Here is a 24,099-nt window from a genome sequence, read left to right on the forward strand (position 1 = left end):
AGGTTTTATGAAACGGCGCATCTATTCGCTCGCTGCCGCGGCAACGACGTTCGTGTTCTGTTCGTGTACAACGCCGTGGGTGACGAACACCCCCCGTTCGGCAGTTGAACAATATTTGCTCTCCGCCACGATCGAACGCGGCGTCAAATGCGTGGATTTCGGCAAATTCGCCGGAAAAAAGGCGTTTATGGATTACGATTATTTCGCACCGCAGGTCGACAAAGCTTATGCGCAGGGCGTTCTGGAGATGCAGCTCTCCCAGGCGGGAATCGTCATCACCCGGAAGCAGGAGGAGGCCGACGTCATCGTGCAGCCCCTCTGCGGAGTGCTCGGCACCGATTACAGCAAGTTCTTCATCGGCACGCCGCAACTGCCGATTCCGGTGCCGAATACGGACGTATCGTTCGCCATTCCGGAAATTCCGATTTTCAGCAAATATACGCGGAACGCCTACGGCCGTTTCTCATTCAACATCTTCAACGCCGCCGACCGCAAGCTGCTGGACTCGTTTGCCGAAATCAATTCGAGCGCGATCTACAACAACTGGATCATTCTGCTTGTACCGTTCTCGTCACACAATATGTATATGGAAGACTCCAGCAAAGCCGAAACCACGGTTGACTTTTTCGAATAAAATTTACGGCAAAGACTCCGGCGGACGCGCAGAACCCGATTCCGCACGTCCGCTTTTTCCCGTCCTCAGAAGTCACCCTTTCAGCAAATACTCGATGTCGAAACGGTGCCCGGCACTCTCCGGGTGGCGGTCCGGCAGAAGCTTCACGGTCACCTGATGGGGGCCGTCTCCGGCAGCGTGCAGAATCTTTTCAAGCGCGATGTGGCCGCCGCGCCAGGTTCCGCCGGGCGGCATTTCGAAAAAGCCCTCCAGAACCGTCTCTTCCCCGCCATCGACCGAAACCGAAACGCGGCCGAACTCCCCGGCGTATTTGCGGTACCCGATCAGCAGCGTCGGACCGGAAAATGTGAATGAAAGCTCCGCGCCCGGTTCGGAAGCCGTCCAGCGGCGGTAGCCGCGGACCGAATCGGCGATCTCCCAGCCGCGAACTGAATCGACCTCGAACTCCTCCGCCCGCACCACCCGGCCGCCTTCATATTCCGCGCAGCGCGGGTCGAGCGGCGCCTTCAACGGAACCGCCTCGACCGGCTGTCCGAACAGAAGGCGGGTCACCAGATCGGCGATCAGCCGGTGGCCGACATCGTTCGGATGGATGTTGTCGGGGGAAACCGCACTCCACGCCAGATTGCCGCCGCTCAGCTCCGGCCAGATCGCGTCGTGATACGAGATCATGGCGAGGTCGTAATGACGGCAGACCGGCAGCTGAATCTCCTGCATCGAAACGCCATCCTCGCGGAGCGTGAAAATCACGACGATCAACGCATCCGGAGCGGAGCCCATGCACTGGCGGACAAGCGCCTCGAACGAAAAATCCCGGTCCGGGTTGTTGACGTCGTTGACGGCGTACTCGATCGTGATGAGGTCCGGCCGGTGCCGGAGCAGGTCCTCCCGGCAGCGCATGGCGCCGAACCGGGTGTCGGTCGCCCCGACTCCGGCGTTGACGAGACGGCAGGCCGTGCGGTTCTGAATGGCGTGCGCAATGCAGCTCACATAGCGGCTGCCGGGACTCGACGCCGCGGCTCCCTCGGTGATCGACCCGCCGATCGCCCCGTAGACGACCGGCCTCCCCTCCGCGACCATGCGGCGGAACCGGAGCAGCCGCTCCGGGCTGCCGGCCGAAACCAAAGCGCGGCGATAAAGTTCATCCGAAAATTCGATTGCATCCATCTTGACCGTCCCCGTTGAAACCGATTGGGATTCATCCCTTTGCCGGAACCGAATTTTTCGTTTTTCGGCCCTCACGCCGATATAATAAAGCACCGCTCCGCGGCAAATCAAGCGCGCCGCGGCGGAACATCGGCTGAAAATACCGGAATTTTCCGGCGGATCGAGTGAAGTTTTCCCGATTTTCGACTTGCATTTGCCGCCGGAACGGTCTATATTAAGAAATATCAGCGGGGTGTGGCTCAGTCTGGCTAGAGCGCTGCGTTCGGGACGCAGAGGCCGGAGGTTCAAATCCTCTCACCCCGACCATTTCCTATTCTTTCCTGAATTGCATATCCGCTTTATGAATGGGTTAGGAATGCCTGACATATTGAAGCTGCTCCGCCGTCTCGGTTTCGATGCTTCCGCTGACTTCCCGCGGCCGCTGGGCGGCGGGCTGTCCCATCAAACCTGGGCGGCGGCGGCCGCGGAGGGAACTTTCGTGGTGAAGCGGCTCAATCCGGTCGTGATGAAGCGGCCGGCCGCACCGGGGAATTTCCGCCGGTCGGAGCTGCTGGCGCGAACGCTTGCGGACGAAATTCCGGCGATAACGGCCCTCCGGTTCCACAACGACGTCCTGATCCCCTTTGAAGGCGGAATTTACATGGTTTTTCCGTTTCAGCCGGGACGCATTCTGAACCGGGATGAAATCACTGCCGGTCATTGTGCGAAAATCGGGGCCGTCCTCGGGAAAATCCATCGCCGGAACATCCGGCCCGACGCCGAGAGCGCCGGAATCGAATGCCCCCTCCACTCATGGCCTCTCCCCGCCGGGCAGGAACGAACCGCCGTCCGGCTGAAGCAGGTTAATCTGCTGGCCCGTCAGGCGCTGGAAAAACTCAAACGGAATGCCGTCATGAGCCACCGGGATCTCGATTCCAAGAACGTTTTATGGAATCGCGGGGAACCGTTCATCATCGACTGGGAGGCCGCCGGGCCGGTACCTCCCGCACTGGAGCTCTGGGAGGCTCTGCTGAACTGGGGACGCGACGGCGGGGGAAAGCTCCGGCCGGACCGGATCGCGGCCCTGCTGGACGCCTATCGGCAATGGAACAGCCTCCCTCCCCCCGACTGGGAAAGCGTCGGCCACGCCGGATATGCCGGCATGCTCGGGTGGCTGAACTACAACATCGCGCGTTCGTCGAATCCGGCCCTGTCCCCGGAGGAACGGCAGCTCGGGGCTGAACAGACCGCAATCACGCTGAAAGAGATCATCGAATACGAGGAACAAGCCCCGCAGCTCCGGCGGCTGATTGACGGATAAAATCAGATCCGGAGAAGGGCATATGGAATTATGCCGTATTCGGAAAGCCACTGTGTCACAGGAAAGTCGGGGAATTGAAAAATACCCCAGTCCCCTGTCCGGAGACCGATACGGGAAAAAAGACGAAAGCCGCCTTCATCCGACTGGAAAAATAAAGGACCGGAGGACGGCGATCCGTTCTCCGGTTCCGTTCAGATCCGGACGTCATTCGGCGCGAAGCACCGTAATCGGGTTCTGCTGCGCGGCCTTGTAGGCCGGATATGTGCCGAAAATCACGCCGGTAATGCTCGAAATGGCCAGCGCGAGCGCGATGCTCCAGGCCGAGTAGATGGTCGGCATTTCGGTATAGTAGGTGATCGTCCGGCCGATGCCGACGCCGAGCATGATTCCGAGCACGCCGCCGGTCGAGGTCAGGAACACGGTCTCGATCAGGAACTGCAGCAGGATATCCGACTTCTGCGCGCCGAGCGCGCGGCGCGTGCCGATCTCCTTGCGCCGCTCATAGACGCTCGCAAGCATGATGTTCATGATGCCGATGCCGCCGACCACCAGCGAAATGCCGGCGATCGAACCCATGACGATCGTAAAGATGTTCTGGGTCTGCTCCATCTGTTTCAGGAGCTCGAGCGGCACAACCATGCCCCAGTCCTTCGTATCGGAGTGGGTCTTCTCCAGATAACCGGCCACACGCTTCGAGGTGTTGTCGATATAGCTGGTGTCATTCACCTTGACCAGAAACAGATCGTATTCGATCCGGGTGATCTTGTGGTTCCGGCCCTCCCGGTAGAAGGTATAGTCCTTGCAGAGCGCCCGCGCCGTGGTCATCGGAATCAGAATCATGTCATTCTGGCTGCCGACCTCCGGATACTGCGTGCCGTATTCGTTGTCGATGATGCCGATGATGCGGAACACCATGTCCTCGACCCGAATCGTGCTGCCGACGATATCCGTGTTTCCGATCGAAAAGAGCTTGCGCTTGACGTTCCTGCCGATCACGCAGACGTATGCGTTGTTCTTGAAATCGGCCGGAGTGAACCAGCGCCCCTTGTCGACCCGCCCCAGCGAATCCTGCAGGAACTCGTAGTCGCAGCCGACCAGCTTGATATCCGTCCGGTCCAAACCTTTCAGGACCTTTTTGCGCGCATCGAAAACACCGGTGATGCGTTCGACATTGTCCATCTTCAGAATATTGTTCACGTCGCGTTCGTTCAGCCCGTAGCGTTCCATCACGCTGGCATTGTCCGAGCCTTCGCTCCGGCCGTCCACCGGAGGCCGCTTCGAAAACAGAATGATCTTGTCGATGCCCATCGCCTCGATCTGGGCCAGTGCCGACTGCTTCGCGCCCTCGGAGATCGCGAGCATCGCGATCACGCTGCCGACGCCGAAAATCACGCCGAGCGAGGTCAGAATCGAACGGACTTTATGCAGCAACAGATTGTGCAGCGAAAGTTTGAAGAGGTCCCGGACCAGCATCATTTCGACACCTCGCCGATCTCGGCTTCCGCCGTTTTGCGCTGCGCTTCGACCTCGGCGACCATCTTCTTCTCAAGCGCCTTGACCTCCCACTCGAACAGCGTATCGTCGATCCGCCCGTCGCGCAGGCGGATGATCTTGTCGTAATGCGGACCGAGCGCCGGGTTGTGGGTCACCATGACGATGGTCACCCCCTGCTCCCGGTTCAGCTGGTGGAACAGCTTCATGATCTCGTCGCTGGTCTTTTCATCGAGGTTGCCGGTCGGTTCGTCGGCCAGGATGAAAGCCGGATTGTTCGACAACGCCCGCGCGATCGCGATGCGCTGGCATTCGCCGCCCGAAAGCTGCGTCGGCCGGTGGCCGAGCCGGTGACCGAGCCCGACCCGCTGGGCAAGCTCGAGCGCCCGCTTGCGCCGGATCCGCCCCGGCACCCGGCCGTAGACCATCGGAACCTCGACGTTCTCCTCCACCGAAAGGTGCGGGAACAAATTGAAGCTCTGAAAGATGAAGCCGATCTTCCGGTTCCGGATCGTCGCCTGCTCCACATCCGAAAGCTGGCCGACCTCGATATCCTCGAGGAAGTACTCTCCGCCGGTCGGCACGTCGAGCATGCCGAGAATATTCAGCAGCGTCGACTTGCCGGAACCGGAGGTCCCGATGAAGCCGACGAATTCTCCGCGCTTGACCGTCGCATTGATCCCTTTCAGGACGGGAACCTGCAAATCCCCGGTAAAATAGGTCTTGCGGATATCGATCAGCCGGACAATGTCCTCCGGCCTGGCCGCTCCCGCCGCATTATCCGCCATTATTTCGAATCCTGTGTTTTCTGGTACGGACGGTACAGATAGACCACATCGCCCTCCTCGAGCCCGCTCGTGATCTGGACGAAGTTGTCGTTCGATTCCCCGATGGTCACATCGACCTCCTTCGGGCCGGTGAGGCTGCCGCGGTAGACGAAGAAGCGGTCGTTGTCCTCGAACACCGCCTCGACCGGAACGAACAGCGTGTTCGGAATGGTCTTGGTCACGATGTTGATCTGCACACTCATGCCGTTCACGAGCTTCGGCGACTGCTGGTCGAGTTTGATCTTCGATTTGTAGATCTTCGGCGACGAGGAGTCCCAGACGACGAGGTTCACCGGCAGCGTGTCGATGTGCGACACCGCGCCGCCGAACTTCTCGCCCGGCAGCGAATCCGGCGAAATGACTGCGCGGTCGCCGACCTTGACCTTCGAACGGTACTGCTCCGGCAGGTCGAAATCCACCACGAGATTCGACATTTCCGGAATCGTGATGAGCACCTGCCCCTTGTTGATGTCGATGCCCGGTTTCACGTCGAGGTTGCCCCAGCGGCGGTCGGGGTCGGCGTAGATGACGACCCCGTCCACCGGCGCGCGCAGCTCCATCATGGTCATGTAGTCTTTGTAGCGCTTCAACTGATCGCCGGTCCGCTTGATCCGGCGGCGGTAGTTCTCGATCGACTTGTCGGACTGGACGATCTTCGACTCGGTCGAAATCTTGACCTTCCGCAGATTCAGCTTGGCCTGCTCGTACGCGTTGAACAGACGGGTCAGCTTGCTCGGATTGTCATAGCGGCGGAACACCCGGAGATTGTCCTCCGCCGTGTTGAGCGCGTTCTCTTTTTCATCGATCTTGGTCTGCGCATCCTTCAGCAGTTTGCGCTTTTTGTCGTCGGCGTTCTCATCCTTGGTCACCTTGACCTCGGTATCCCGCGTGGTGGTGTATTCGCTCTGGGCGGTTTCAAGCGCAGCCTCGGCGTTCACCACGGCCAGATCGAGCTCGTCGCGCTTGCTGGCGCGCTCGAAACGGCGGTATTTGCGCATCGCATCGTCGGCCTGCAGCAGACTCTCTTCCGCCGCCTGCAGATCGGCGGCATTCGTGCTGATCTGGATCTTCTTCGACTCAATCGCCAGATCGAGCTCTTTCTTCAGGTTGTCCAGCTCGATCTCGAGATTCTCGATCTGCTCTTTGAGCTCGTCGGTTTCAAACTTGGCCAGCAGATCGCCTGCCTTGACCTTGCTGTTCTCGTCGATGACCCAGAGCAATTTGGTCCGGTAATTGGCCTGAAGCGCAAGCTTGTGCTTCTGGCTCGCGTTCACATAGCCGCCCTGAAGCAGCCCGATGATCAGGTCGTCGCGCCGGACCTTGAAGGTACGGTCCATATCCGCACTGTCACTGGCCAGTCTGGCCGCATTGTCGTCCTGCCGGGCCTTGAGACGCGGCCGGACCACCCCGAACCAGACACCGGCGGCCAGGCCGCAGAACACAGCGAGAACGACCAGCCATACGATTTTTTTACGGCTGAACTTCATTTTCACTTCCCGTCGGTTGCGGCGGAATCGGAATTCGCCGGTTTTTCGGTTTCAACGACTTCGGCAGGCGCCGGTTCGGTCACCTCCGGCGTTCCGGCGCCCTCCTTCGGTTCGACCGTCACGCGGACGGTCGGTTTCTCCGTCAGGAGCCCGGGCGCGGACTGCGCCGCCTTCGGTTCCGGCTTCTCCTCCGGCTCCATGATGAACACTTCGGAGTCGAACGGCCTGATCGTCTCGGCGCCCGTCTCCGCGGCGTCATCGACGGCGACCGGAGCGGCCTTGAACTCCCTGCGGCGCTGCTGTTCCCGGCCGGGCAGCGCACCTTCGATCTCATCCTTGAACTTCTTGAGCGACGCGTCATGCGACGGGAAGCTGTCGGAGTGGACGACGATCTGGTTCAGCTTTTCGCTGACCTTCGCATTGCGGTCGAAGTCGTAAAACACGCCACTGGCCACCTGTTCCGGGGAAATAATGTGGATCTTCAGGAAGAAAATCAGCTGGGTGACCTCCTTCGACTCGTTCTTGCCGGTGAAAAGCTCGCCGATGTACGGCAGATCGGAGAGGATCGGCACGCGCTGCTGCTGGAGCGTATTGCGGCTGTTGTAAAGCCCGCCCATCATGACCACCTGCTTGTCCTGCATCCGGAGATGGGTTTCGACGCTGCGCGCCGAGATCACCGGGACCGAATAGGACGAGTCGCCGCTCGACACGCTTTCGTAACGCAATACGTTCGAAACCTTCGGATAGACCCGCAGCGTCACGTTGTCGCGGTTGATCATACTCGGTTCGACCTCGAGCGTCACGCCGACGTTTTTGAAGGTCGTGCTCAACAGCACGTTGTTGCCGGACGAAGTCGCCTCCTGGATCGGGATCTCCTCGCCGGTGATGATACGGCTGACTTCGTTGCGCGAAATCAGAATGTTCGGGCTCGACAGCACCGACGCATCCTGCGCGGTCTCAAGCCACTGGAACGCGATGTTCATCGAGTCCTTTCCCGCATACGGCGTGAAGTTGCCGGTCGCGCCGGAGGTCGTCGGGCTCGTATTGCCCGGAATCTGGGTCTGGGCGCCGGTTTTGTAGCGGTCCCCCTGGAACATGATCGAAAGATTGCGCTGCATGCCGTCGTTGAACAGGACCTCGACGACCTTCGCTTCGATCAGAATCTGCGGGGACGGGATATCCATCGCCTCAAGGATCTCCTTGTAGCTCTCGATCTCCTTCGCATCCGCGTTGATGATCAGTTCATTCTGCTCGTCGAGCGGCTCGACCAGCGTGGAGCCGGTGATGACGCCGTCCAGCGCCTTGAACATCTTCTTGGACGAGGTGAAGCGGGGGCGGAAAATCAGCGTGGCCCGGTCGTTGGCCGATTTGATCACCTTGCTGTAGGGAGGAGAAATCTTGCGCTTCGACTCATGCACAACCGGAGCCGGGGAATCATCGGCGAACAGCTCGGACAGCTCCTCGATCACGGTACGCACGTTCTCCTTCCCCCTGATGAGGTCCTCTTCGGTGCGGATGATCGGAGCATCCTGCTCCGCCGCGGCGAGGGAACCGGGAAGCGCGGTCAACACCATCGCCGAACCGCACATGACGGCAGCCGACTTCAACAATCGAGTTTGCCCGAAAAGCATTTTCTTCTGGAATCCTTTACTTTTATCTTTATTGGTAGTCACCCGTCAACACATCCTGCGCTTCACCGCCCGTTTCAACCGGTTGCAAAACCGCGGACGCAAACCGCCGCCTCACAGCCTTAGTTGGGAAAGTTATACCAACATTATGGAAATTCAAGCGTTTTTCCAGATATTTTCCGGTTTTTTCGAGCTTGGTTCAAACTGTTATCCATTGTTACGCGAATGCTTAAAGTCAAGAGTTCCGAAAAAAATAACGTTTTTTTACCAAAAACCGCTTGGTTCCTGGTTATTTCGTGTTATATTGCCTGATATCATGAAATTCATCCCGGAACAACTGGATCCGATCACCCGGCGGTTTGTCGAGACGCATCCTGGCGGGTCGGCGATCGAGGTGACGAGCCGCGGCCAGCAGCTCCGCTACCTGCTGACCGCCCTGCTGCTGCTTCTGCTGCTGAAGTTCCGGTGGGATTATTTCCTGTTTTTCGTCACCGCGTTCTTGATGTTCTGGTATGCCGCCGCGGTCATCTTCCGGGGCGGTGCGGCGGTCCTCTCCTGGTTCGGGCGCGGCGAGGAGATCATCACGGACGATGAAGTGGCCGCCCTCTCCGACGACGAGCTGCCGGTCTACACCGTCTTCCTGCCGCTCTACCACGAAGCGAACATCGCGGCGAAAATCGTCCGGAACATGGGCAAGCTCGACTACCCGAAGGAGAAGCTCGAAGTCATGCTTCTGCTCGAAGCCGACGACAGCGAAACCCGCGAAGCGCTCGCCCGTACCGGGCTGCCGCCCTACTGCCGCGTACTGACCGTTCCGGATGCGCCGCCCAAAACCAAGCCGCGCGCCTGCAACTACGGGCTCTCCCAGGCGAAGGGAGTCTTCAGCGTGATCTACGACGCCGAGGACGCGCCGGAGCCGGACCAGCTGAAAAAGGCCTGCATCGCGTTCCGGCGCGATCCGGAGAAACGCGTGCTCTGCGTTCAGGGCAAGCTCAACTATTTCAACAGCCGCCACAATCTGCTGACCCGGCTCTTCACCGTCGAATACTCGACCTATTTCGACCTGACGCTGCCCGGCTACCAGCTGTTCAACCTGCCGCTGCCGCTCGGCGGAACCAGCAACCATTTCCGGACCGACATCCTGCGCAAGATCGGCGGCTGGGACCCGTTCAACGTCACCGAGGACTGCGACCTCGGGCTGCGCATCTATGAGTACGGCTACAAGACGCGGCTCATCAACTCCACGACCTACGAGGAGGCCAACTCCCAGGTCTGGAACTGGATGCGCCAGCGGTCGCGATGGGTGAAGGGGTTCATCCAGACCCATCTGGTTCACTACCGCAACCCGTTCCGGACAATGAAACGGCTCGGCGTCTACGGTGCGTTCGGCGGATTCCTTGCCGTCGGGGGCAGCGCGATGATGATGCTGACCAACCTGATTTTCTGGGCGGCGATGCTGCTTTACGCGGGGCTGCTGCTGCACGGGCTCTTCGCCGGCGTGCCGCTGCTGGACCAGATCGTCGGTCCGCGGTTCGACACGGCTTACGAGGGGGTCCGGATCGGGCACCTGACGCTGAAAGCGTGGCCGCTCGTCTACTACGGCACCGGCGAAGACCCGTTCTGGTCGATTTTTTCGCAAATATTTTTCGCCGGCTCCTTGATAATGTTTCTTGCGAATTTTATATTCATAGGAATAGGGGTAGCCGCCTGTGTCAAACGGAAATACTACCGGCTGATACCGGCCGCGCTCCTGATGCCGTTTTACTGGCTGCTGATTTCGCTGGCGGCCTGGAAAGGGTTCATCCAGATTTTCACGAAGCCATTTTACTGGGAAAAAACCAAACACGGATTAACCGACAACATCGAACCATGTAAGGAGGAAACGGCATGAAAAAGCGGTCATTCACTCTCATCGAACTGCTCGTCGTCATTGCGATTATCGCAATCCTGGCGGGGATGCTGCTTCCTGCCCTGAATCAGGCGCGGGACAGGGCAAAAACGACAAATTGTCTCAACAACCTCCGTCAGCTGAGTCTCGCCTGCGAACAGTACCGCAATGACTTCAAAGACCGGATGCCTCCCTGGATTTCCACGCTTTACCCGAATTACATGAGCACCGACAAAACCTACCGCTGCCCCAAGGACGGAAACAGTTCGGATACCGCCGTCACCGCGTGGAAAGCGCGGCCGGACGGAAAATACGATGAAGCTTATGACTATCCCGGAAAGTTGGGGTCGTACGGAAACCCGACCAATAACGACGTGGAGAAAATCAGCTATTTCTACGAATTCACGGAAGCACCGTGCACGTTCGCCTCTGAAGTAGGCGAAGGGAACGGAACTCAGACCTGGAATGAGTACAAGTCCCGAAATGTCAAATACGACACCTGCACCATCGACGGCCCTTACAAAGACAGGAAATATTCAAGCTTCCTCAGCCACTTCCCCGCCATCCGGTGCTTCTGGCATATGAAGGATGACAATAAGCCGGTTCTGAACGTCTCTTACGGCGGCAACACATTCAACAGCCTGCTCCAATGGGAACTCGGCACCTGGTGATCTCTCCGCAGGAAAGAGAACGCCGCTCCGCAAAACCCGGAGCGGCTTTTTTCATGCCCGCGCTTTTTCCTTCCGGCGCATCCGGTTGTACTTCATCACCAGAAAGAGATCGGTGCCGACCATCGCCGCATTCAGACAATAGAGCGCAATGACCCAGTCCGGATGTGCGAGCTTGTAGATGATGCCCGAGATATAACCGATTTCGACCAGCCAGAGAAAAATGACGCTCTTGCCGATCGGATTTTTCACCTTGACGGTTTTCCAGATCGACACCGGCCAGCTTGCGCCGAAACAGACCATCATGATCGCTTCGAAGATATCCATGATTCGAACTCCCTTTCCTGATTTCCGGAACATCCTCCTAACGTACCCCGGAATGCCCGTTTTTCAAGGGCGGCCGCACCTTCCGGCCCCATTTTCTCCGGAAGTGACGGTTGAAAAATATCCGGAGCCGTGTACAGTATGGGAGTCGTCAACTCAAAACCGAGGTTTCCCTCATGAAAATGGTATCTTCCAGCTGGAACGAACAACGCATTCAGATTCCGGGCCGCATGACCTTTCTCCCCTATTACACCTCCTCCCCGTGGGGGAAAAATGAAGCGTACTTCATCTTCTACTCCGCACTGCCGGATTTCAGCCGGGTATGGCTGCACACCTGGTCGCCGGCTGAAGGCCGCATCACGGCCGAATTCGAACTCACCGCCTGGAACGGACTCGACGGGCTGCTTGTGAGCGAGCTCCTGCTTTCGGCGGTCCTCCTGCCGGAACAGCGGCAGCTGCTTCTGCCGCTGCGCGAAAAGCTGTACTCGGTGTCGGTCGACAACGGCAGCGCCGAAATGGTCTGGGCGCTGCCGGACGCCTCTCTGCGCCTCGGCGGACCCGGCAACCGTTCGAAGGACGGCGGATTCGTCGTCTTCGGCGCGTTCCCGCCGCCGCCGGGCGCGCCGCAAAACGTTCCGCTCACGGTACTCGACACCGCCACATTCAGACCGGCCGGAAGCTATGAGTTCGACGGCTTCTTCGCAAACCACTTTCAATTCATGAGCGACCCGGACTGGATTCTCTTCGCCCACGAGGGGCCGACCGAGGGGATTCCGGACCGGCTGAACCGGCTGAACTGGCGGACCGGCGAACGGCAGACGCTGCACCGCCACGCAACCGGCCCGGACGGAAAACTGCAGGAGTGCATCGGCCACGAAATGACTGCCGGGGAAACGGTCTGCGCCGTGCGTTATCCGGTCAGCGTCCTTCCCGGCGCACTCATCACGATGAATCTCGACGGGAGCGGCTGCGGTGCGCTCGACTGCGACGATTACTGGCACAGTTCCTGCAACGCCGACGGGACCGTCTTTGCGATGGATACGATGTGGTGGGGCAGCACGAAGCGGAAGACTCCGCTCGAAATGGATATCATCCGCATCGATCGCAAAGCCGGAACCAAGGAGATTGTCAAAACCATCCACTCCGATCCGAAACAGCAGTACCGCCACCCGCATCCGCAGCTCAACGCAACCGGAAACCGGCTGCTTTTCATCGAGAATTCCGACACCGACGGCACACTCGGGTCGATCACGCTGCGAACGCTGGCATAGTTCTCGATATGCGGAGCGGAAACCGGAGTCAGCGCCAGAAAAAGAGCGCTCTGCCGAGGAGATGCGCCAGCACCGTTCCCAGAAAAAGAAGATTGCGGAGCGGAATCGCCCAGTAGGCGGCCGGCACCACCGCCGCGGGGACTCCGATCGAAAACCGGGTCAGCTGCGTTCCGAGGCGGCGCAGAAACCCGACGTTGTACGGATATTCGAAGAGCCGGCCGGTATATTCGGCCGGAATCGCATCGGCGCCGGCCGAAACGCCGGCCAGGGCTCCGGCGATCGCACCGGTCGAATCGGTGTCGCCGCCGCAGGGGATGACGGCATTCAGCGTTTCGCGGACGTCGCCGTAATGCGCGAACCAGCCGTAAAGCGCCACCGGAACCGTATGATAGACATAGCCGGAGACGCCGCGGCCAAGCCCGAGCAAAGAGGCGAAATCCGCGACGGAAACGCCGTTTCGCCACCCCTCCTCCATGCGGTCCACCAGCTTCAGCCACTCCGGATCGTCGGAGACCATGACCCGGAGCCGGGTGCAGACATCGTCCCGGTCCGGCTTCCGGCCGAGCGGCGTCACCAGTGCAAGCGCCGCCATCTCGGCGACGGCGAGCGCCCCGACAAACGCCCGGTGGTCGCTGTGGGTGACCTGCGTGGCGAGCCGGACGAACTCCCTCCGCTCGATCGGGTCCGGAAACAGTACGCCGAAGACGGCGCTCCGCATCGCGGCGCCGTTCCCCGCCGACGCGACGCCGCTCTCGCGCGGCGAAAGTCCGCTCCAGAGCCGGATCACGGAACGCAGCGTCCCCCAGCCGCAGCCGGCCGGCAGGAACAGCAGCCAGTACCGCAGCCGCCAGCTGAAGGAGAGCAGGAAGCTCTCGGGGTCCCCGCCGGAGGAAAGCACGGCCTGCGCCGCCATGATCGTGTGCTCGGTGTCGTCGCTGATCATGCCGTGCCCGAACAGAAAACGCTGGCGCAGCGGTCCGGGGAACCGCCTGAGCCACCGTTTCCGGCCGAGGTGCTCCCCCGGCAGCCCGAGCGAGTCTCCGGCGGCCGTTCCCAACAGCAGCCCGGTCACGCGCGGCTCAATCGAATAGTCCATCATCTGAAATCCTTCCCCGGAAAAGGTTATAAGACAATATATCCGGTTCCGCCGGAGATGTCAAGCCGGAAACCTAAAACCTGCTTCCGCACCGGCCCGGCTGCCGGGTCGTGCGGATATAAAAAAATCCGGCCCGACCGGACCGGACTTCACCGTCTCCCCGTCTCAGCGGATGTACCGCAAATACAGATAGACCGAAGAGATCACGAGGCTCAGCAGCATCATCGGGAAACCGTACATCGTGAACCGCTTGAAAGAGAGCGGATAGTTGTTCTTCCGCGCGATCTGCGAAATCACCACGTTGGCCGACGCGCCGATCAGCGTGCCGTTGCCGCCGAGGCAGGCGCCGAGCGCCAGCGCCCAGAAGAGCGGCTGCGCGACCTGAAGCGAAATCGCCTCCTCCATGCCCTCGATCCCCATCTGCTTCGCGAACACCGGAATGATCGACTTGATCAGCGGAATCATCGCGATCACGAGCGGAATGTTGTCGATGATGGCCGACAGGAGCGCGCCGCCCCAGAGAATGATCATCATGGTCAGCGCGAAATTCCCCCTGGTCAGGTCGACCATATACTGCCCCAGCGTGGAAAACACATGCTTCTCCTCAAGGGCGCCGACCATCATGAAGAGGCCGCAGAAGAACATGATCGTGCTCCACTCGACCTTTTCAAGCATGTGCGGAACCTCGACTCCGCAGGCCAGCGCCATGACGAACGCGCCGGCGATCGCAATCAGCCCGGGTTCGATGTCGATCAGCCGGCTGAAGAAAAAGCCGAGCAGCACGATTGCAAACACGATCAGCGCACGGGTCAGCCGCTTCGGATGCAGAATCGCCCGCGACGGTTCGGTCATCGCCACCTGTTCGACGGCCTCCTTGCTGGTTTTCAACTGCTTCCGCTGGACGAACAGCACCACCAGCAGCGAAACGACCATGATGATCAGCACGACCGGACCGAGATTCAGCAGGAACGAGTTGAACGAAAGATTGCAGCTTGCGCCGATCAGGATGTTCGGCGGATCGCCGATCAGCGTCGCCGTCCCGCCGATATTCGAGAAAATCGCCTCGAGGATCAGGAACGGGACGGTCGGCAGCGACAGCAGCTGCGTGATGAGGATCGTGACCGGGGCCATCAGGATAATGGTCGTCACATTGTCCATAAAGGCCGAAATGACGGCGGTGGCGACCATGAATTCGAGCATGACCAGCACGCCGTTGCCGCGGGTCTGCCGCGCGATCTTCACGGCGACCCATTCGAAAGCGCCCGTCGTGCTCATGATGTTGACGATCACCATCATGCCGATCAGCAGGCCGAGCACGTTGAGGTCGATCTTCGTAAGCAGCTCAGGAAAACCCGCGACGCCGAAAATGACCATGGCCGCCGCGCCGAGCATGGAGGGGATGGTCTTATCCATCTTCTCCGACACGATCAGCGCATAGGCGACCAGAAAAATAACAATACCGAGAACCATGACAATACTCCTCTTCCGGGATTAAAGATTGATGATCCGCTCCAGAAGCAGCGTCTGATCGATGATTCCCAGCAGTTCATTCTCCTGATTCACGATATAGACCTGCGGGTACTTCAGGATCGAGATGGCGAAAACGATCTCGATCAGAGTGGCATCCTCGTGAAAAGTACAATAGTCGGTGTTCATGACCTGGCCCACTTTCGACCTGGCCTCGATGCTGAAGTACTTTTCGAACGGATCGAAAAAGCGGATGAAGCCGACGCTCTTCAACTGCGAAAAAAAGTCGGGAATTCCGAGCGTGAACAGGTTCGAACAGGCGATCTGCCCGAGCAGCCTGCGGCCGTCGAGCACCGGCGCGATCGGCGTACGGTGCTGCGCCATCAGGGTCGTCGCCCGGGTCAGCGGCATATCGGCGGCCAGCGAAAAGCTGCACGGGGACATGATGTCGCCGGCGAGCACCGCCTTGCGGGAGGATTGGCCGAGATTCGAAAGCTGCGAGAACATCGCTTCAGGAGAGGACGCCTTCATAAGTTCCCCGCGAAGCTCCGGCATCTGCACGAAGTTCGCGAAACGGGCCATGAACTTCAGCCCCTCCATCGGCTTGCCGGCCGGAATCAGCAGCAGGCAGGCGATATCGAGCGGCTGGCGGTCGATGGCCTCCTCGCCGGAAAGAGGGGTCTGCAGCGTGGCGACAACGACGGCCAGTCCGTCCAGTCCGTCGATCCGGGCATGCGGCAGGATAACGCCGTTGCCGATCGCGGTGCTGGATTGCGCTTCGCGTTCCCTGATCGCGGAGAGAATCCGGTCGTAATCGATTGCGGAGTTCCTGACCTGCGGCAGCGTGGCGACCTGCCGGCAAAGCTGAACGAACAGGTCGTTCTTGTCGGCAACAGAGATCCGCGCCATGAAATTGGCGCCGGTAAACATTTCATCGGGATGCATATGACAAACCTCTCGGGCACGAAAAACGCTGCCCGGGTTAGGGATGAGTTGAAAAAAAACAAATGGACCGTCTCAGCTCACAAACCCGGCGGCGCGCGCCCGAAAAGCGAACCGCCGACATATTGCCCCCGAAGCGACCGGACCGCCGCACCGATACGGGGGCGGCCGCGGAAAAAGCAGGGAAGCAAAACAGAGGCGGCGAGATCCGGAAAATCAGGCAGTACGGAGTCGCGGCGCTCGTCCGCCTCGCTGCGGGCAGTGCTGCTCTCAAGCAGAACCGCCTCCGCGTCGCGGCAGCCCCCCCGCTGCGACCGGATTCCCTCCTCCCAGAAAGAGGACGAAACGCTCTTTCCGGCAAAGGAGAAACAAGCGGCCGACGGAAAAAAACCGGCCAGCAGGAATATCGTCAGCAGACTGATGATATAGATACTGTGTTTCACTGAATTCCTCCCGCCTTTCTCCGGAAATGATCTTACTAATATATCACTCCAAACGCCTTCTGACAAATCGAAACCGCGTATTTCTCAAGGAGATTTACAATAAATTTCCGGGCGGAAAACGCGCCAAAGCGGCGGAAATGCGGAAAAGCCGGCTTGACATCCGGTCCGGTCCGGCATATATTTCAGAATCGAAACCCACTGTCGATGCAAGGAGGATTTTTATGAAGAAGCATCAGATCGCGGCCCAGCTTTACACGCTCCGGGAATTCCTGAAAACCGAACCGCTCATCTTCGAATCGCTGAAGAAGGTCAAGAAAATGGGCTACGACGCCATTCAGGTCTCCGGCATGGGGCCGATCGACGAAAAAGAGCTGGTCCGCATCTGCGGCGACCTCGGGCTCGACATCTGCGCGACCCACGAAAACGGCCAGATGATCGTCGAAGAGACCGAGCGCGTCATCGAACGGCTCGACAGGCTGAACTGCAGATACACGGCCTATCCGTGGCCTCACATCATCCCGTCGAACCGCGCCGAAGCGGTCGAGCTCGCGCACAAGCTCAACACGGCGGCTGAAAAGATGGCCGCCGCCGGAAAAGTGCTCTGCTACCATAATCACGACATCGAATTCATGCGCATGGAAGACGGCAGCCTGATCCTCGACCTCCTCTATGACAACGCTCCGGCGCTGCAGGGCGAAATCGACACCTTCTGGGTGCAGGCCGGCGGCCAGAATCCGGCCTGCTGGGTCAAAAAGCTGGCCGGGCGCATGCCGCTGCTGCACCTGAAGGACTACGGCATTCACGACCGCAGGCGCGCGATGTTCCCGATCGGCTCGGGCAACCTCGACTGGCAGTCGATCGTCCCGGCCGGCGAAGCGGGCGGCGTCGAATATTTCATCGTCGAGCAGGACGAGTGCCTGAAGGACCCGTTCGACTCCCTCAAGGAAAGCCTGGACTACATCACCGCCAATTTCGTGAAGTAATTTCCGGCTCCGGCCTGGCGGCCGGGGAAGCGGCATGAAACTCAGAATCGCAACTCCGAACGACGCGGCGGCGGCTCTGTCGATCTATTCGCAGTACATCCATACGCCGGTCACCTTCGAATACGAGCTCCCCCCGCAGGAGGAGTTCGCGCGGCGCATCGGCGATACGCTGAAACGTTATCCGTATCTGGCCTGCGCCGACTCCGGCAGGCTCTGCGGCTACGCTTATGCCCACCGCTTCGGCGAGCGCGCCGCCTACCAGTGGAGCGCCGAGCTGTCGATCTACCTCGACGCCGGAGCAACCGCGCGCGGAATCGGGCGGACGCTCTACTCCGCCCTGATCGAGCTCCTGAGGCGGCAGGGAATCCGGACCGTCTGCGGCTGCGTCACCACGCCGAATCCGCGCAGCGAAAAGCTGCACGCGAAGCTCGGCTTCCGGAAGGTCGGCACCTTCCGGCGGTCGGGTTACAAAAACGGCGGCTGGCACGATGTGACCTGGTTCGAAAGGGAGATCATCTCCGGCGAGGATCCGCCGCGGGAGATCACGCCGTTTCCGCAGCTCGACCCGCAGACGGTCGCCGGAATCCTCGACGCCGCGCGGTTCTCCGACACGCCCGGAGCCGTTGCGCCTTGACATTGCCGGAAAGCGGCTTATATTCTCTCAAAACCATAATTCCGGGGGGAGTGCGAAATGGATGAACCGGTGCTGTCACCGCGCATCGTGCGGCGCGGAATGAATCTCTCGATCCTGTCGGCGGTGCTGCTCAGCCTCTTCACGGCGGTCAGCACGAGTGCGATTTTCACCGGGCTGCTGCGGTCGATTCACCTGACCAACCCGCAGATCGGCATCGTGATGTCGCTGCCGCTGCTGTTCCCGCCCATGCAGATCATCGGCGCATACCTGCAGCGCCGCAGTTTTCACCGCAAACGTTTCTGGCTCTTCTGCTCGGTCACGACCTATACGCTCTACCTCGCGCTGACGGCTCTGGTCACCGTCTGGTTCCGGCTGCCCGCCGCGGCGGCCTTCGCGCTGTTCGTCTCGCTCTACGCGCTGATCCAGACCTTTACGCAGCTGCCGGCCTCGATCAACCTCTCCTGGCTGGGCGAACTCGTGCCGCGCCGCGAAAGCGCCTCCTTCTGGAGCCGCCGCACCGGATTCGCCGGAATCACCACCATGATCGGAGGCGTCGCGCTCGGCAAGCTCGTGGACCTGCTCGGCCGTGAAGAGTCCACGACCTACATCGTCGTGCTCCTGATCGGCATTCTCTTCGGCTGTCTGTCGACTTTCGTCTTCGCCGGAGCGGCGGACCCGGACCCGGCGCCGCGCCCCGGAACAAGCTTCCTCACGCTGGTCAGCGAAACCTGGCACAACCGCGAATACCGGCTCCTGACCGGATTCTTCAGCTATCAGTCGCTGTTCGCCTGGCTGTCGACCGGTTTCATTTTCGTCTACCTCCAGGCGGAGGACGGCATGAATTTTTCGATGATGACCATTCAGATCATGCTGGCGGTGTCGGCGCTCGTCGCCTTCCTCTCCGGCTACTTCTTCCGCGTGGTCGGCTCGAAGTACGGCCGCAAACCGGTGCTCGTGCTCTGCAGCGTGCTCAAGGGAGTCGAATTCATCCTCTGGGGCATCCTCCTGCCGCTCAACGGAATTCTCGATGAGATCGGCATCTGGATCGTCGACCGCACCGCCGCGCTCTGGGGCGGCGGCCCGGCCGGGCTGCCGCCGGGAGTCTTCGGCGCGCTGCCGGTCTTTCTGCTCGGCGGCTTCGTGAACATGGGCATCGCCTCGTCGCAGTCGTCGCTGCTGACCTCGCTCGGCAACAAGCGCATTCAGAGCATGGCGATCGGGCTCTTCTTTTCGGTCGTCGGGCTCTGCGGCGTCCTGACCGGTTCGGTTTCGGGATATCTCTATAACTTTCTGGCCCGCCAGTCGCTCGTGACCGACAGCCCGCTCAATCCGTTCAATGTGCTCGCGCTCTGTTCAGCGGTCGGTTATTTCAGCAGCATCCTGCTGCTGAGAAAGTTTCATGAGGACGGAGCGGCGCCGACCGGCGACATGGTGCGCACGCTGCTGTCGCAGAATCCGGTCCGCGCGGTCTACCAGGCGAATCTGCTGTCGCAGCCGATGAGCGAAGGGCACCGGGTCGAGATGCTGAACCGCACGGCCGGCAACCTCGTCGCCGGGGAGGTTCTGCAGTCGCTCTGGAATCCGTCGAGCCGCGTGCGCGACGGCGCGCTGCTCACGCTCTCCCGCAACAGCGAAAAAGCGGCCGATCCGGCGCTGCTGTCCGAGGTGATCCGCCTGCTCGACATCCCGGAACTCGGCATGCAGGCGATGGCGGCGCGAACGCTCGGCAGGCTCGGAATCCGCGAGGCCGTCCCCGCCCTGGTTGCCAGGCTGAATTCGGAGGACCTGACGCTGGTTCAGGCCGCCGTCTTCGCCCTCGGGCTCATCGGCAGCCCGGAGGCGGTTCCGGCGCTGCGGACTCTGCTTGCCGATCCCCGCCGCCGCGAACTCCGGCCGGCCGCCGCCGAAGCCCTCAGCAAAACCGGCGACTGGCGGGACGCGCCGCTGCTGCTGCCGGCATTCGAGCAGGAGAGCTTCCGGATCTGCCGCCTGCAGTGCCTGATCGCCCTGACCCGTTCCCTGCTGCCGGACACCCGGAGCGCCCACCCGAGCTTCGAAGCGGAAGAGAAGCTGCCCGGCTCCGAACTCGAACGCCGGCTGAAACAGCTTTGCAGCAGTCCGCTCTGGCCGGCCGGAGCGGACTGGAAACCGTCGTTCCACCGCCTGATGGAGGCTTGCGACCGCGACGCCTTTCTCGAAACGGCCGCCGCGCTTCTCGCCGCGGAGCTCCGGCTCTTCCTGATCGTGCCCGAGGAAAGCCGCACGCCGGACGAGGAACTCATCGGCGAACGCTTCTCGCCGGGCGGCCGCATGCGCGACGCCCTCCTGAACGGCAACAGCTATCTCGCCGTCAGCCTGACCGTTCAGCTGAAGCTCTGGGCCCAGCTCAAATACAATGCGCAGGAGGGAGAGCCGCGGCTGCTGCTGCTCTCCATCCTGATCGCGCAGCACTCGCTGCTGGAGGAGACCCGCAGGGAGGGCGGAATCCCCGGGCGGCTCTGCGGCCGCCCCGCCCCCGGAAGCTGACGAGCGGATATCTTTCTTAACCGGCGGCTTTCCGTTGATTTCCATCAAGCGAAGATATGTGAAAATAAAAACAATTTTCCGCTCCGCGGCCGGGGCGGAGGAGGTTTTGGCGGCAAAATCCGTGCCGAAAGGGTTGCAATCGGACGGAGGGGCGGCTATATTAAGACTTTAAGACACATCAATCGTCCAATTTTCATTTGGACAGAATCAGGAGATGATAGAAATGAAAGAAATGGAGATCCTCCATGACGGCGACGCCGACCTCGGCGTGCTCAACGGCAAGACCATCGCGGTGATCGGTTACGGCGCGCAGGGCCGCGCCCAGGCGCTCTGCATGCGTGATTCGGGCCTTTCCGTCGTGATCGGCATCCGCCCCGGCAAGTCCAAGGACGCCGCCGAGGAAGACGGTTTCGAGACGCTGTCCGTCACCGACGCCGCGAAGCGCGCGGACATCATCCACATTCTGCTGCCGGACGAAATGCACGGCCCGGTCTACGACAAGGAAATCGCCCCGGTTCTGACCGCCGGGAAAACCCTGTCGTTCTCGCACGGCTTCTCCATCGTCTTCGGTGAAATCAAGCCGCCGAAGGATGTCGACGTGATCATGGTCGCGCCGAAGAGCCCCGGAACCGAAGAGCGTAAGCGCTTCGTCGAAGGCTTCGGCGTGCCGGGCCTCATCGCGGTCAGGCAGAATCCGAGCGGCAAGGCCAAGGAAGTCGCCCTCGCGATCGCGAAGGCCGAAGGGCTGACCCGCGCCGGCGTCCTCGAGTGCTCCTTCGAGCAGGAGACCTACGAAGACCTCTTCGGCGAACAGAACGTCCTCTGCGGCGGCATGGTCGACCTGATGAAGTACGGCTTCGAAACCCTGATCGAGGCGGGCTATCCGCCGGAAATGGCTTATTTCGAGTGCATCCACGAAGCGAAGCTCATCGTCGACCTGATCTATGAAGGCGGCATCCAGAAGATGAACGCGGTCATTTCGAACACTGCCGAGTGGGGCGAATACGACAACGGTCCGTGGATCATCGATCCGTCGGTCAAGGAGCGCATGAAGGAGTCTCTGCGCCGCATCGAATCCGGCGAATTCGCCGCCAAGTGGATCAAGGAAGCCCGCAACGGCGCCCCGACCCTCAAGGCGAAGCGCGCGGCCCTCGGCGAACATCCGGCGGAGATCGTCGGCAAGCGCATCCGCAGCCTCTTCCAGAAGAAGAACTGAGCTGCCGACCCGATCACCAATGTGATTTCAGACGGGATAACCGAATCGTGAAAGATGCGGTTATTCCGTTTTTGTCCATTCCGTTACCGGTGTTTTTTTGTCCATCCCGTTTGCGTTTTTTTCCATTTGCATCCGCCGAATCGCGTGATATCTTAATGGAACGGCCGCCGGTAACGGGCGGCAGCCTGTTCGACATGGCAAGCGACGATCAACAATTGAGGAAGAATTATGGCTCAGGTTTCGAGACTGGTGTGGCGTTCCACGGACGTGCCGGAAGAACTGCACACACTTCTGGCGACACTCGAGGAGGAATATCCGGTTTCCGGCTTCGGCCGCGGGCTGAAGCTCAAGGCGAAGCGGGTCAAGGGAGACGGAACCGTCTCCCGCGTGACCCGTTCCCCGGGCGAAGTGCTCCTTGAATACAACTCGATCGCCGGCGCTGCGCGCGGCATCGGCGCCGCGCTTGCAAAAATCGAATGCAAAGAGAGCACGCCGTTCAAGACGCTCGGCATCATGCTCGACGTGTCGCGCAACATGGTCATGACGGTCGATCACCTGAAAATGTGGTTCCGCCGCCTTGCGCTGTCTGGCTACAACATGATCATGCTCTATACGGAGGACACCTACGAGCTGCCGGACGAACCGTTTTTCGGCCATCTCCGCGGCGCCTACACCCTGGAGGAAATCCGGGAACTCGACGAATATGCGAAATGCCTCGGCATCGAGCTCGTCGGCTGCATCCAGACCCTCGGCCATCTTGAGCAGATCATCAAATGGGGCGGCGCCTACGACAAGGTCAGGGACACGGCCAGCGTGCTGCTGGTCGACGAGCCGAAAACCTACGCCCTGATCGAAAAGATGATCGCCTTCTGGAGCGAGGCGCTCGGCAGCCGCCGCATCCATATCGGCATGGATGAAACCCACGACCTCGGCCGCGGCCGGTTCCTCGACAAATTCGGCTACGAAAGCGGCTTCGAACTTTTCAACCGCCACCTGGGCAAGGTGAACGAGCTCTGCAAAAAAGCGGGACTCGCCCCGATGATCTGGTCGGATATGTACTTCCGTCTCAGCAACGCGGATCAGAATTACTACGATCTCGAGCATCCGATTCCGGACTCCGTCCGGAAGAAGATTCCGCAGAACGTCCAGCTCGTCTACTGGGATTACTATCATGAGGACGCCGCGATGTACGAGGCGATGATCAAGCGCCACCGCGACATCGGCTTCGAGCCGGTCATGGGTTCCGGCATCTGGACCTGGACCCGCCTCTGGTACGATCACGCCAAGACGGAAAAAACCGCCGTGCCGTGTATCCAGGCGTGCCGGAAACAGAAAGTTTCCGAACTCTTTTTCACGATGTGGGGCGACAACGGCGCCTACTGCAACTACGATTCGTCGCTGGCCGGGATCATCTATTGCGCCGACCTCGCCTACGGCGTCCCGGCGAACGATCCCGACAAGTTCACCTCGAAGCGGTTCGCGGCGGTCTGCCAGAGCAGCTACGAAGCGCATCTCGTCGCATCGAAGATCGAAGCGGCCGATGAATACGGCTGCAATCCGGCACTGATGCTCTGGGACGATCCGCTGCTCGGCGTGCTGTTCGACGACTGCCGCCGCCGCAATCCCGAGTTCGATCTCGAGCTGAGCGACCGCTACGACGAAATGCTCCGCAAACTCCTGCCGTATCAGGAGGAGTGCTTCGCCGGGGACTTCGAGCATATCATCAACGCGCTCCAGCTCCTGCTGCTCAAGCTCGAACTGCGCGGCGCCCTCGAAGCGGCCTACGACCGCGACGACCGGATCGCGCTGCGCCAGATCGCGGTGTCGCTGATCCCGTCGGTCATCGCGGCCGTCTGGGAGTTCGACGCTTCGTTCCGCCGCCAGTGGATGCGGACCGCCAAGCCGTTCGGGCTCGAAGTCATCCAGGCCCGCAATGCGGTTCAGGCCGCGCGGCTCGAGGAGACGGCGCTGCGGATCCGCGAATATCTCGACGGAACCGTCGCCTCGATCGAAGAGCTCGACGCGAGGCTCTCTCCGGCTGAAAAGACGACGAACGCCCTGTACACCTACAACCGGGTCGCCACCGGTTCCACCGGGCTCTGACGCA

Annotated in this window: 20 protein-coding genes and 1 tRNA gene; 11 read left to right on the top strand and 10 right to left on the bottom strand. The window is 60.5% G+C overall.

Features of this window, described 5'->3' with window-relative positions; translation table 11 throughout:
- Positions 1–7 precede the first annotated feature (7 nt).
- A complete protein-coding gene (locus tag FYJ85_RS01810) occupies positions 8–634 on the top strand; it encodes a DUF6655 family protein (RefSeq protein ID WP_154416805.1) in 627 nt (208 codons plus the stop codon).
- A 72-nt stretch (positions 635–706) separates the two neighbouring features.
- Here FYJ85_RS01810 and FYJ85_RS01815 read toward each other — a convergent pair whose 3' ends face one another.
- Positions 707–1,801, bottom strand: a complete 1,095-nt coding sequence (locus FYJ85_RS01815; RefSeq protein ID WP_154416806.1) for an SGNH/GDSL hydrolase family protein — start codon at positions 1,799–1,801, stop codon at positions 707–709.
- 228 nt (positions 1,802–2,029) lie between these two features.
- On the opposite strand from FYJ85_RS01815, the gene FYJ85_RS01820 reads away from it, so the two are divergent.
- Positions 2,030–2,107, top strand: a tRNA-Pro gene (locus FYJ85_RS01820).
- Positions 2,108–2,156: 49 nt separating this feature from the next.
- On the top strand, positions 2,157–3,101 hold the full coding sequence (locus tag FYJ85_RS01825; RefSeq protein WP_177995495.1) for a phosphotransferase enzyme family protein: 945 nt from the start codon (positions 2,157–2,159) through the stop codon (positions 3,099–3,101).
- Positions 3,102–3,305: 204 nt separating this feature from the next.
- On the opposite strand, the gene FYJ85_RS01830 is transcribed toward FYJ85_RS01825, so the two are convergent.
- The 4 genes from FYJ85_RS01830 to FYJ85_RS01845 are packed head-to-tail and all read right to left on the bottom strand — an operon-like array spanning position 3,306 to position 8,516.
- Positions 3,306–4,577 (bottom strand): ABC transporter permease, encoded by a 1,272-nt coding sequence (locus FYJ85_RS01830; protein WP_106053312.1) that lies wholly within the window; start codon positions 4,575–4,577, stop codon positions 3,306–3,308.
- Positions 4,574–5,380: an ABC transporter ATP-binding protein gene (locus tag FYJ85_RS01835; RefSeq protein ID WP_106053313.1), complete on the bottom strand. Its 807-nt coding sequence runs from the start codon at positions 5,378–5,380 to the stop codon at positions 4,574–4,576. The genes FYJ85_RS01830 and FYJ85_RS01835 overlap by 4 nt, the downstream gene beginning before the upstream one ends.
- Complete coding sequence (locus FYJ85_RS01840) at positions 5,380–6,906, bottom strand: efflux RND transporter periplasmic adaptor subunit (RefSeq protein ID WP_106053314.1); 1,527 nt, start codon at positions 6,904–6,906, stop codon at positions 5,380–5,382. Before FYJ85_RS01840 ends, FYJ85_RS01835 begins: the two co-directional genes overlap by 1 nt.
- A gap of 2 nt (positions 6,907–6,908) precedes the next feature.
- Positions 6,909–8,516 (bottom strand): type II secretion system protein GspD, encoded by a 1,608-nt coding sequence (locus FYJ85_RS01845; RefSeq protein ID WP_158703955.1) that lies wholly within the window; start codon positions 8,514–8,516, stop codon positions 6,909–6,911.
- Between the two features lie 334 nt (positions 8,517–8,850).
- Between FYJ85_RS01845 and FYJ85_RS01850 the strand changes: the two genes are divergently transcribed.
- Positions 8,851–10,425 carry a glycosyltransferase family 2 protein gene (locus FYJ85_RS01850; RefSeq protein WP_177995496.1) on the top strand — a complete coding sequence of 525 codons (1,575 nt, stop codon included), beginning with the start codon at positions 8,851–8,853 and terminating at the stop codon, positions 10,423–10,425.
- A complete protein-coding gene (locus FYJ85_RS24155; RefSeq protein ID WP_154416809.1) occupies positions 10,422–11,093 on the top strand; it encodes a type II secretion system protein in 672 nt (223 codons plus the stop codon). Before FYJ85_RS01850 ends, FYJ85_RS24155 begins: the two co-directional genes overlap by 4 nt.
- A gap of 51 nt (positions 11,094–11,144) precedes the next feature.
- Here the strand turns inward: FYJ85_RS24155 and FYJ85_RS01860 are convergent, their stop codons facing one another.
- Complete coding sequence (locus FYJ85_RS01860; protein ID WP_106053318.1) at positions 11,145–11,417, bottom strand: hypothetical protein; 273 nt, start codon at positions 11,415–11,417, stop codon at positions 11,145–11,147.
- Positions 11,418–11,590: 173 nt separating this feature from the next.
- Here FYJ85_RS01860 and FYJ85_RS01865 point away from each other — a divergent pair, with 173 nt between their 5' ends.
- Positions 11,591–12,685 carry a hypothetical protein gene (locus FYJ85_RS01865; protein WP_154416810.1) on the top strand — a complete coding sequence of 365 codons (1,095 nt, stop codon included), beginning with the start codon at positions 11,591–11,593 and terminating at the stop codon, positions 12,683–12,685.
- A gap of 28 nt (positions 12,686–12,713) precedes the next feature.
- Here the strand turns inward: FYJ85_RS01865 and FYJ85_RS01870 are convergent, their stop codons facing one another.
- From FYJ85_RS01870 to FYJ85_RS01885, 4 genes are all read right to left on the bottom strand, one after another.
- A complete protein-coding gene (locus tag FYJ85_RS01870) occupies positions 12,714–13,784 on the bottom strand; it encodes an ADP-ribosylglycohydrolase family protein (RefSeq protein WP_106053320.1) in 1,071 nt (356 codons plus the stop codon).
- A 162-nt stretch (positions 13,785–13,946) separates the two neighbouring features.
- A complete protein-coding gene (locus FYJ85_RS01875; protein ID WP_154416811.1) occupies positions 13,947–15,251 on the bottom strand; it encodes an ArsB/NhaD family transporter in 1,305 nt (434 codons plus the stop codon).
- Positions 15,252–15,272: 21 nt separating this feature from the next.
- A complete protein-coding gene (locus FYJ85_RS01880; protein ID WP_158703956.1) occupies positions 15,273–16,157 on the bottom strand; it encodes a PTS sugar transporter subunit IIA in 885 nt (294 codons plus the stop codon).
- 113 nt (positions 16,158–16,270) lie between these two features.
- Positions 16,271–16,633 carry a hypothetical protein gene (locus tag FYJ85_RS01885; RefSeq protein WP_154416812.1) on the bottom strand — a complete coding sequence of 121 codons (363 nt, stop codon included), beginning with the start codon at positions 16,631–16,633 and terminating at the stop codon, positions 16,271–16,273.
- 221 nt (positions 16,634–16,854) lie between these two features.
- Between FYJ85_RS01885 and FYJ85_RS01890 the strand changes: the two genes are divergently transcribed.
- The 5 genes from FYJ85_RS01890 (at position 16,855) to FYJ85_RS01910 (ending at position 24,095) form a co-directional block, all read left to right on the top strand.
- Entirely contained in the window at positions 16,855–17,616 is a 762-nt protein-coding gene (locus FYJ85_RS01890) for a sugar phosphate isomerase/epimerase family protein (protein WP_158703957.1), read from the top strand.
- A gap of 34 nt (positions 17,617–17,650) precedes the next feature.
- Complete coding sequence (locus tag FYJ85_RS01895) at positions 17,651–18,250, top strand: GNAT family N-acetyltransferase (RefSeq protein ID WP_106053325.1); 600 nt, start codon at positions 17,651–17,653, stop codon at positions 18,248–18,250.
- Between the two features lie 57 nt (positions 18,251–18,307).
- Positions 18,308–20,776: an MFS transporter gene (locus tag FYJ85_RS01900; RefSeq protein ID WP_106053326.1), complete on the top strand. Its 2,469-nt coding sequence runs from the start codon at positions 18,308–18,310 to the stop codon at positions 20,774–20,776.
- A 232-nt stretch (positions 20,777–21,008) separates the two neighbouring features.
- Positions 21,009–21,992 carry a ketol-acid reductoisomerase gene (ilvC, locus tag FYJ85_RS01905; RefSeq protein WP_106055709.1) on the top strand — a complete coding sequence of 328 codons (984 nt, stop codon included), beginning with the start codon at positions 21,009–21,011 and terminating at the stop codon, positions 21,990–21,992.
- A 228-nt stretch (positions 21,993–22,220) separates the two neighbouring features.
- Positions 22,221–24,095 (top strand): beta-N-acetylhexosaminidase, encoded by a 1,875-nt coding sequence (locus FYJ85_RS01910; RefSeq protein ID WP_154416813.1) that lies wholly within the window; start codon positions 22,221–22,223, stop codon positions 24,093–24,095.
- The last annotated feature ends 4 nt before the right edge of the window (positions 24,096–24,099 follow it).

It is taken from the genome of Victivallis lenta (assembly GCF_009695545.1).
GTDB classification, from domain to species: Bacteria; Verrucomicrobiota; Lentisphaeria; order Victivallales; family Victivallaceae; genus Victivallis; species Victivallis lenta.